Annotated in this window: 6 protein-coding genes and 1 pseudogene; 5 read left to right on the top strand and 2 right to left on the bottom strand. The window is 50.1% G+C overall.

What is annotated here, in order from left to right; all coding sequences use genetic code 11:
* Nucleotides 1-293: 293 nt before the first annotated feature.
* Complete coding sequence (locus Q0413_RS08005) at nt 294-1,025, bottom strand: sulfite exporter TauE/SafE family protein (protein WP_298988453.1); 732 nt, start codon at nt 1,023-1,025, stop codon at nt 294-296.
* Nucleotides 1,026-1,894: 869 nt separating this feature from the next.
* Nucleotides 1,895-2,626 carry a peroxide stress protein YaaA gene (gene yaaA, locus Q0413_RS08000; protein WP_298988452.1) on the bottom strand — a complete coding sequence of 244 codons (732 nt, stop codon included), beginning with the start codon at nt 2,624-2,626 and terminating at the stop codon, nt 1,895-1,897.
* A 126-nt stretch (nt 2,627-2,752) separates the two neighbouring features.
* Between yaaA and Q0413_RS07995 the strand changes: the two genes are divergently transcribed.
* The 5 genes and pseudogenes from Q0413_RS07995 to Q0413_RS07975 all read left to right on the top strand — a co-directional run.
* Nucleotides 2,753-4,468, top strand: coding sequence for an anthranilate synthase component I family protein (locus Q0413_RS07995; RefSeq protein WP_298988451.1), 1,716 nt, complete (start codon nt 2,753-2,755; stop codon nt 4,466-4,468).
* A 292-nt stretch (nt 4,469-4,760) separates the two neighbouring features.
* Complete coding sequence (trpD, locus tag Q0413_RS07990; protein ID WP_298988450.1) at nt 4,761-6,374, top strand: anthranilate phosphoribosyltransferase; 1,614 nt, start codon at nt 4,761-4,763, stop codon at nt 6,372-6,374.
* On the top strand, nt 6,375-7,496 hold the full coding sequence (locus tag Q0413_RS07985) for a DNA adenine methylase (RefSeq protein WP_298988449.1): 1,122 nt from the start codon (nt 6,375-6,377) through the stop codon (nt 7,494-7,496).
* Entirely contained in the window at nt 7,480-9,279 is a 1,800-nt protein-coding gene (locus tag Q0413_RS07980; protein ID WP_298988448.1) for a hypothetical protein, read from the top strand. Before Q0413_RS07985 ends, Q0413_RS07980 begins: the two co-directional genes overlap by 17 nt.
* A gap of 69 nt (nt 9,280-9,348) precedes the next feature.
* Nucleotides 9,349-9,693, top strand: a pseudogene (locus Q0413_RS07975) (hypothetical protein); the annotation flags it as partial.

Here is a 9,693-nt window from a genome sequence, read left to right as displayed (position 1 = left end):
TGCGACTTCGCTATTTTAACGCGGCTAGTTAAAATTCAGCTTTTAAAATTTGCTCGCGCTTTTTGAAATTTCGTTTTAAAATTTTACTCGCGCGACGAAACGCGACGTTTTACGCGCCGCCGCAAAACGGCGATCAAACGCGCGCAGTGTAAGAGGACGGCAAAGCAAAAAACTACGAGACGCAAAAGGGCGACGTAGCAAAACAGCGCGAATGCTTAAACCGCGCTTGTAGCAAAACCGAGGCAAGGCAAAACTATAGCGCAGCAATCGCTGCAGCGCTACTACAGCGGGCGCTACTGCAGCACCTTTTTTAGCGCCAGCGCAAATAGCACGACATAGAGGATGAGCAGCCATTTTTTCTGCGTTTCGCGCTTTGCACGGCGAGCCTGAGAGGTGCCGAAATATACGCCCAAAAGCCCGCCCACGGCTAGCAGCGCGCCGCGTTCGTAATCCACATGTCCGTTGTACGAAAGGCTCAAAAGCGCGCTAAATGAGCCGAAAACGATGAAAAATAGCCCCATACAGACCGCTCTTTTGATATCGACGCCCAAAAATCCGACCAATACGGGCGTTAGAAATACCGCGCCGCCCACGCCCATGCTAAGCGCGATCGCGCCGATAGCAAAGCCGATGAAAAACAGCACCGCGCCGTGGGGATCGGCGTTGCCGCCGCTTGTTACATTCGTGCTAAAGAGTTTGAGAAATGAGATCGCAAGCGTCAGCAAAAGACCGATCTCAAGCACGATTTCCGGCGAGTATTTTACGATGAATCCCGATATGCTCGCGCCGCACAGCCCTCCGAGCCCCACTGCGATGCCGCTATCTAGGCGGAGTCTGCCCGCGCGGTAGTTCAGATATGAGCCGAAAATCGAGACGATGAACATCTGCATCACCGAGATGCCCGCGGCGGTCTTGACGTCGTATCCCAGAGCCATCATCACGGGCATTACGACCGTGCCGCCGCCGATACCGAAAAAGCCCGATATGAAGCCCACGACGACGCCGACAAAGGGGAGTTCTAGCATTTTTGATCCTTAAAATTTGAAGCGAAGTTTATAGCTTTAAAATTTAAAGCTTGCTAAATTTGCGGAATTTTGGATTTAGGAGCGGGGATTTGCGGGATTTTGAGGCGAGGGATTTTGATCGCGGGATTTCGGTTTGAAATTTATGCCCCAAATTTTGATTTGAAATTTTATCTGGAATTGGCTTGGCTTGAAAGTTTGCAAGCGAGATTTTAGCTCGAAATTTCAGCGCGCGATTTGCAAAATTTTAAAATTTACGGGATTTTAAGGTGTGGAATTTCGGCTTGAAATTTTATGCAAATTAGCCCGCCTGCGTTTGTTCGTATTGCAGCTTGGCAGCGGATTTTAAAATTCTGCGCCCAGACTACGGCGGTTTAGCGTAAATTTTAGATAAAATTTCACGTTTTAATCGCAACGCAGTATTTTTTGCCGCGATTAAATTTTCGACAGGATTTTATCGCGGCGAAATTTCATACGGCAAAATTCCGCACGGTAAAATTTCAGTCAAAATTATACCGCGAAATTTCTACGCTCCGTATTCTAAAAATCGCCGCAAAGTCACAACAAGATCGCCGTAAAATTTTATGCAGAGCGCACGGAAACGCAAAGAGCGCGAATTTCTTGTAAAAATTTACGACGAAATTTCACCGCCAAAAGCTCGTTTAAGGCAGCCCAAAGCCCTCTCAAAGACCAAAAAGCCGCCGCCGCAAAATCCTCACGCCGAAATTCCGCCCGCAAATTTCTCCAGGTAAAATCGCTTTGGATGGGGTGGGATTTGGACTCGCAGCAAATTTTCCGAGCTAAATTTTACGCAAAAATTCGCGTTAAATCCGCAAACTTGATCGTAAATTTCTCCGAGCGGATTTTGCGCCTTATGAAATTTCCAGCACGATCTCCTTTCTTGGCCCAATCTGTTTGATTTCAAACACGGAGGCGCCGCCCAAGCGCAGCGCAAGCACCTCAGCCTCGCTGCAAGCTCCTGCTAGGGCTATTTCGCGCAACACCTTACCGCGCCAGGCTTTGGCGTAGTGGCTCAGCACCTTGCCGCCTTTGATGAAACTAAAACTCAAATATTCATGCTTCATCTCATAAAATTTTTCGTAAAATCCCGCGCGCAGATCCACTACGCATTCATCTGCCAGATACCGATCCAGCGCGGCGGAGAAGCTATCGCGATAAAATTTCGCCGCGTCTATGCCGCCGAATTTCTCACCCTGTTTGAGCTTGTAGTTCGGCAGCGCGTCGCCGCCCAGCACGGGGCCGAAAAGGTTTGAAAAAATTATCGTGTTTCGCTCCGCAAACTCCTGCGCGCCGGGGCTTAGCGACGCGTAGCCTAGGGCGCGATATGCGGTGCCGGTGTAGCGCAAAAGCGCCTTCGCGCAGCCTTTTTCAAAGATATTTTCGCGCAGAGCCGCATCCCATTTTTTCAGTCCGAAAAGCTTGCAAAGCTCCGCCTCGCTCGCTTTATCCACGAAATCCGCGTAGGCGCGCAGCATCTGCAGGCGCTTTTCGTAAAGATCTGCAAAGATGAAATTTTGCTCGCAAATGCGCGTGCTGCCTCCTTGCTCACTTTTCATCTCGCTTGGGGAAAATAAAATTTTCATACGCTCTCCTTAAAATTTGCTCATTTTACTAAAATTTTGCTTGCATTAAGCCCGTCTAGGCTCGCGCCGCCCGCTCAAATTTAAGCTAAGCAGCGTATAATGGCGCTAAAAATTCCAAGGACGAAAATGCTTTTAGAAGAGCCGCTTTTTTACTACCGCGAAATTTTAAAGACGCATCCGCAAAGCTATCTCGCAGAGGACGACGCTCAAGTCATCATCGGCATTGATTGCGATTATTTCGACGGATTTAAGATGAGCTTTGAGGCGCTAAAGCTTAAATTTGATGAGGTAAAAAGCGCAAAAGCGGGCGCAAGCGAGTTTAAAAACGCGAGCTTTGCCGGGCTTTTCGGCGTTTTGGGCTACGACATCGTGCGCGCGTTCGAAAATATTGGCGCACCGAAGCAGGCGCTGTATGACTTCCCGCCGTTTTTTTACGCCGATGCCGCAAACTACCTGCACTACGATAAAATCAGTAAAATTTACGATTTTTACGGCAAAGACGCCCAAATTTACGAAAGCCTGCGCGGACTTAGTTCTCAAACTTCGCAGCAAAGCTTCGCCGAAGCGGCAGATGCCCCCCAGAGTGCCGCAAGAACAGATACCGCGATAAAAAACGAGGCAAAATCGCAAAACGCAGCGAAGTCCGCGCTGCAGAAAAAAGAGCTTAAATTTAAAATTTTAACCGATCTTGGCGCCGAGGAGTCGCATTTTAGCGCGATGGTCGAAGCCGCAAAAGAAAAGATAAAAAGCGGCGACGTTTTTCAGGTCGTGCTGGGCGAAATTTTAAAAATCGGCACGAATCTCGGCAGCTTGGAGTTTTACGAGCGACTCAAAAAGAATAATCCGAGCCCCTATATGTTTCACTTCCCGACGCCCTACGGCTGCGTCGCGGGCTCCAGCCCCGAGCTGATTATGGAGATTAAAAAGGACGAAATTTTCGTCGCTCCCATCGCAGGTACCCGCAGCAGAGGCGCAAACGCCGAAGCCGACGCGGCGCTTGAGCGTGAGCTTTTAGGCGACGAAAAGGAGCTTGCGGAGCATCGGATGCTGATCGATCTAGCGCGTAACGACATCGGCAAATTCGCCGCGCCTGCCTCGGTGCGGGTGCAAAACGCGATGCGCGTCGTGCGCTACGAAAGCGTGATGCACATCGTAAGCGAGGTTTACGGCGCCAAGCCGCGCGGGATAAGCGTGTTTGAGGTGCTCGGCACGATCTTTCCTGCGGGCACGCTAAGCGGTAGCCCGAAGATCCGCGCGATGCAGATCATAAACGAGCTGGAGCGCTACGAGCGCGGCATATACGGCGGCGGAATCGGATTTTGGCGCTTTAACGGCGACGTGATGCAGGCGATCTTGATCCGTTCGGCGATCTTCGTAAATCGCGACGCGCAAGATTCCTGCTCGAACGAGAATTTTAAACTAAATTCCTGTTTAAATTTAAGCGCTGCTTGCGACGGTGAAAATCCCGAGACGACAGAGATTTGCAATGGTGAAAATCCCGAGAAGACGGGGCTTCACGGTGCTGCGGCGCAAAAGGGCAGCGGCGGGGTGCAAAATTTAACTCGTGCGAGCGAGCGCGATACGAGATTAAATTTAAAAGCTCGCGCAGGCGGCGGGACACTAAATTTAGAAAGCGAGCCGAGCTTTAGCCGCGCGATACGGTTTGAGGCTGCTAAATTTAACGCGGAGAATTTCGGCTGCGAAGAACTAAGCAATCTCGTATTTATCGGCGCGGGCGCAGGTATCGTTTACGACAGCTCGCCAAAGAGCGAATACGCGGAGATCTGCAAAAAGCGCAAAAGCCCGCTTAAGGCGATAGAGGAGCTATGCGAGGAAGTATAGACGCTTTAAATTTAGCTAGCCAGACGCGCCGCTTTTCGGTGCGAGTTTGATTCGGCTAAATTTAAAAGCGCGATCGCTGCGAGAGCGTTAAAATTTACGGCTAGCTTCATTCGGCACCGCAAAACGCGCAACGTCGCGACAGATGCGGTAATGCCGCAGCCGCGGGCGAAATTTTAAATTTAGCCCACAGCGGCGCTAAAACGGCGCTAAATTTACCCGCCGCAAAGCGGTTAAATTTTTAAATTATTTAGAATTTTAAAGAGGCGCAAGTGCCCTAAAAAAGGATAAAATTTTGATTTTAATGATAGATAATTACGACAGCTTCGTTTTTAATATTTATCAATACATTTTGGAGCTAAGCGACGAGGAGGTGCGCTACTTCCGCAACGACGGGATAACGCTGCAGCGGGTGCGCGAGCTTGCCCCGTCGCACATAATCCTAAGCCCCGGGCCAAATCACCCAAAAGACAGCGGCGTTTGCCTGGATATTTTGCGCGCGGATTTGGACATTCCAATTTTGGGCGTGTGCCTTGGGCATCAGGCGATCGGATACGCGGCGGGCGCGGAGATAAAGCAGCTGGAGGTGCCGCTACACGGCAAGAGCTCGACGATCGAAATTTACGCAGATGGCGTGCTTTTTAGCGGGCTGCCGCGTAAATTTGAAGTGATGCGCTACCACTCGCTTTATGTGGATGAAGCGACGTTGTCGCGCGAGTTTGAAATTTTAGCAAAGAGCGAAAATGACGGCATTATAATGGCGATGAAGCACCGAAGTAAGCCTGTTTTCGGCATTCAATTTCATCCCGAGAGCTTTTTTACTCAATACGGCAAAAAGATCATCGAAAATTTTATCAATTACGGCAAAAAGATAATTTTAAAGGAGAAACTCGTGGTAAATTTCGCCCCGTTTATGTTGAAGCTACAAAAGGGCTTTCCGTTAGATAGCGACGATTACGCCGTTATTTGCAAGGCGCTTTACGAGCAGGATTACGACATCGTGCAGCTTGCGGGACTGCTCGTGCTGATCAGCGAAAAATCGCTCTACCCAAGCAGCCTTACGGCGCTCGTGCGCAGTATATTAAAATACTCGATCACCTACGACGATCCGAGCCCGATGTTTGACATCGTGGGCACGGGCGGCGATAGGCTAAAGACGATCAATATCTCCACGACCGTGGCCTTTATCGCGGCAAGCTTCGGCGTGCGCGTCGCCAAGCACGGCAACCGCGCGATTACCAGCAGATCGGGCAGCTCCGATGCGCTGGACGCTCTGGGCGTGCCGCTACTTAGCGATCTGGCGCAGATTAGAGCGCTGCTAGATCGCACCGGGCTAGCGTTTTTTCACGCGCCGTTTTTTCACAAGATCACCGCCGAGGTCAAAGAGGTGCGAAACCGCCTAAAAATCGGCACCGTCTTTAATATAATGGGGCCGCTGCTAAATCCGAATTTAAGCCTAAGCAATCAGATCGTAGGCAATTATCTGGAGGAAGTAAACGGGCTCATCGCCGAAACGCTGATGATCTTGGGGCGCAAGCACGCTCTGGTGGTGCACGGCATGGACGGCATGGATGAGATCAGCCTGTGCGACGAGACGCTAATCCACGAGATCAAGGACGGTAAAATTTTAGAATACCGCGTAAATCCCGAGCAGTTCGGCTTTAAACGCGCATTTCACGGCGATATAGAGGGCGGCGACGGCGAGGCCAATGCCGGAACTTTAAAGCAAATTTTAAAAGGCGAGCTGAGCGGGCCAAAATTTGACATCGTCGTGCTAAACGCGATGTTTGCGCTATACTGCGCGGATGTCGTGTCAAGCCCTGCGGAGGCTAAGCCGCTCATTTTAGAGGCGATCGGATCGGGCAAAACGTGGAAATTTTACGAAAACTACGTAGGGGCGAGAGCTTAGATGGCTAGCGGCGAAAAGAGGGAGTTTTTAAGCGAGCAGCTCATCAGCTATCTGGGCAACAAGCGCTCGCTGCTAGCGCCGATAGAGCGGGCGATCTGCGAAATCAAAGCGGAGCTTGGGCGGGGCAAGATCAGCTTCGCAGACGTCTTTAGCGGCAGCGGCATCGTCGCGCGCCTGGCTAAAGCGCACTCAAACCTCGTGATCGCAAACGACCTGGAGGGCTACTCGCGCGCGATAAACTCCTGCTATCTTTCAAATTTCAGCGACGAGCTGTGGCAGGATTTAACCGAGCTGCACGCTGAAATTTTAAGAAATTTTACGCCGAAGGAGAGCTTTTTTAGCGAGCTGTACGCGCCGAAGGACGATGAGTATATCAAAGCGGGCGAGCGCGCTTTTTACACGCGCCGAAACGCCCTGATTTTGGGCGGGCTCTGCGAGCAGATAAGCAAAATCCCGCAAAAATTTCGCGATTTTTTCACCGCGCCGCTGCTTAGCGAGGCGAGCATCCACTCAAACACGGGCGGCGTTTTTAAGGGCTTTTACAAGGATAAAGCGGGCGTGGGCAAGTTCGGCGGCAGCGGCGAAAACGCGCTAGCTCGCATAATGGGCGAGATTTCCCTGCGCCTGCCGGTGCTTTCAAATTTCACCTGCGAAAGCGCGGTCTTTCAAGAGGATGCCGCGCGCTTTGCACAGAGCGCGCGCGAGCGCTTTTCGCAGCTTGACGTCGCGTATTTTGATCCGCCCTACAATCAGCACCCCTACGGCTCGAACTATTTCATGCTAAATTTGATCACGGATTTTATAAACGAGGGCAAGCGCCCAAATGCTGCGGGGCTTAGCAGAGTTTCTGGAATCCCCGCAGGCTGGAACCGCTCGGCTTACAACAAAAAATCAAGCGCTGCTGAGGAATTTTTCGCGCTTCTGGCAGGATTTCCGGCTAAATTTTTAATAATCTCTTTTAATTCCGAGGGCTTCATCTCGAAGGCGGAATTTTTAAAAAACCTCGCGAAAATCGGCTCTGTACGCACGATAGAGATCCGCTATCCGACCTACCGCGCGAGCAGAAATTTAAACGCGCGCGAGCTTTACGTGACTGAATTTTTATATGTCGTACAGAAGTAAGATCAAAATTTGCGGCATCAAAAGCGCCGCAGAAGCCCGTGCGGTGCTGGCGTGCAGCTCGGCTTTATGCGCAAATTTAGAGTGCGCGGACGGCGCCAAAAATTTACCGCAATCGGGTAGCGAGAGCTTAATAAAAAATTCTAATTTTTGCGGCGAAAATTCTGAGCGGAATTTTAATTCGGATGCCGAGAATGCTACGCGAAATTTCAATTCTGACGGCCAAAATTTCGCGCAAAATTTTAATCATGGCGGCGAGAATTTTATCTGTCGCGCACAAAATCATGCAAATTTTACGCCCGAGCAAAATTCCGATTGCGATAAAAATTTCAGTAGCGATTTGCGAAGCCAGGGCGACGGCTTGGGCGTGCGCGTGGAATTTTTGGGCGTGATATTCGTATCGAGCTCCAAGCGCCGCGTGAGTATAGATACAGCGCGCGAGATCGCGCGTATCGCGCATGAAAACGGCGTAAAGTGCGTCGGAGTTTTTGCTTTGAGCTCTGAAAAACACAGCGCCGCGCCGCACGAGTGCGAAAATTTTAGCGGCAAAGCTCGCGGCGATGAAATTTGCAAAGATAAAATTTACGCGGGCAATAGCGGAAGCGTAGAATTTTATGAAGCCGCGGAATTCTGCGAAAAGCATCTCGACGATTTGAACGTAAATTTAAACGCAAACTGCGCCACGCCCGCCTCGACGGAGGATCTGAATTCTGAAATTTTTGGCGCGGAAGCTCTAAACGAAGAGCAAATTTTAAAAATTTGTGAGATTTGCGAGCTGGACTGCGCTCAGATTTACGGACGCATAAACGCGGATTTCAAAGCGCGCCTTAACGCAGCGGGCATCGAGGCGTGGCAGGTGCTAAGCATTGGCGCTGAGATGCCGCCACTTGAGGGCTTGAGCTTCGATCGGATCTTATTCGATGCCAAAGGGGCGAGCCTGGGCGGTAACGGCGTGAGCTTCGACTGGGATCTGTTGCGACGCGTAGGGCCCAGCCGCAAAGGGCAATACGGCGCGCCGCGTGATGAAAAATACTGCGCGAGTAGCGCAACTCAAAACATAGGCAGCACAAAATACGACTCGGCTAGCGGGCGCTGCGATACGCAAAATGATGCAGTAAGTGGCGAAAAAAAATGCTATGTAGCAGGCACGGCTCAAGACTCAGACGGCGCAAGGAGCCATCTTAAACACAGCGCGATCTGTAGCGGATATAGCGAGGAGAATTTAAAGCGCGATAAAAACGGCAGCTGCGGCAATTCTTGCACGGAGCATAGCGAAAACGGAAATTTGAAGCTCAAGAGGGTTAGCGACGTGTGTTGTGCTTCTAATAGTAATGAAGTGAGCGAGCGCGCACATGATATTGTTCGATCGAGCAATACGAAACAAGAAGCGAGCGCCGATCGTCGCGCCGAAAAGAATGACGATGAGTGCAAATTTAGTGCGTGTGCTACCGCTAGGCTGAGTGGTGTAAGACCCACAAGCGAAGGCGTCAATGATCAAGGCGCAAGCGACTATGAGGCGGGCGCGCCAAATATTTCAAATGACGGCGGAGAAGTGGACAAGCTGGGTGCCACAAAAGATGATAGCGCGGATAAGCATGACGCTGCTACTAAAAGCGGGGCGATCTCTTTTATTCTTGCAGGCGGCATCGGCGCGCAAAATATCCGTGAGGCACTCGCACTGCGCCCATACGCTATCGATCTAAACAGCCGCGTGGAGGACGCGCGAGGCATTAAAGATCCACAAAAAATTTGTGAAATTTTAAAAATCATAGATGCGCGAAGCTAAATCACGGCCTACTTTGCGTGCGAGCTTTATATTTGAAACAGAAATATGGCGCCTTAAAAAGGAGAAAAAATGCATAACGACGAGCTAGGCGCGAGTAAAGTGCGACAAAGCAAAGATCCAAAATCTTTCGCGTGGAGCAAAGATCATGGCGGGCGAAATTTTGCAAATCTAAATGAGCAAAAATCACAAAGCAACCGTTCTAGTGCCGCCGATAAATCATCATGGAATTTTCAACCAAACAGAGACTACGATAAAGATCCGATAGTAATCAAAAATTATGAAAAGTTTTTTGTTTATGCCCATCTTCTTGTATTTCTTCAGGTATCAGGTCTTCTAATATCTTTTATTTGGGATATTGTAGATTTTGGGCATATATATGTAGACGATTATTTAGAAGCCTGTATAATGATATTA

Origin of the sequence: uncultured Campylobacter sp., from assembly GCF_938045465.1 — a bacterium.
Lineage (GTDB): Bacteria > Campylobacterota > Campylobacteria > Campylobacterales > Campylobacteraceae > Campylobacter_B.
This window is presented reverse-complemented; position numbering and strand designations above follow the sequence as displayed.

Excerpts from the sequence above, each read along its gene's own strand:
- Q0413_RS08005 (WP_298988453.1), bottom strand. The coding sequence starts at position 1,025 with ATGCTAGAACTCCCCTTTGTCGGCGTCGTCGTGGGCTTCATATCGGGC.
- yaaA (WP_298988452.1), bottom strand. The coding sequence starts at position 2,626 with ATGAAAATTTTATTTTCCCCAAGCGAGATGAAAAGTGAGCAAGGAGGC.
- Q0413_RS07995 (WP_298988451.1), top strand. The coding sequence starts at position 2,753 with ATGCTTTTAGAAGAGCCGCTTTTTTACTACCGCGAAATTTTAAAGACG.
- Q0413_RS07985 (WP_298988449.1), top strand. The coding sequence starts at position 6,375 with ATGGCTAGCGGCGAAAAGAGGGAGTTTTTAAGCGAGCAGCTCATCAGC.
- Q0413_RS07980 (WP_298988448.1), top strand. The coding sequence starts at position 7,480 with ATGTCGTACAGAAGTAAGATCAAAATTTGCGGCATCAAAAGCGCCGCA.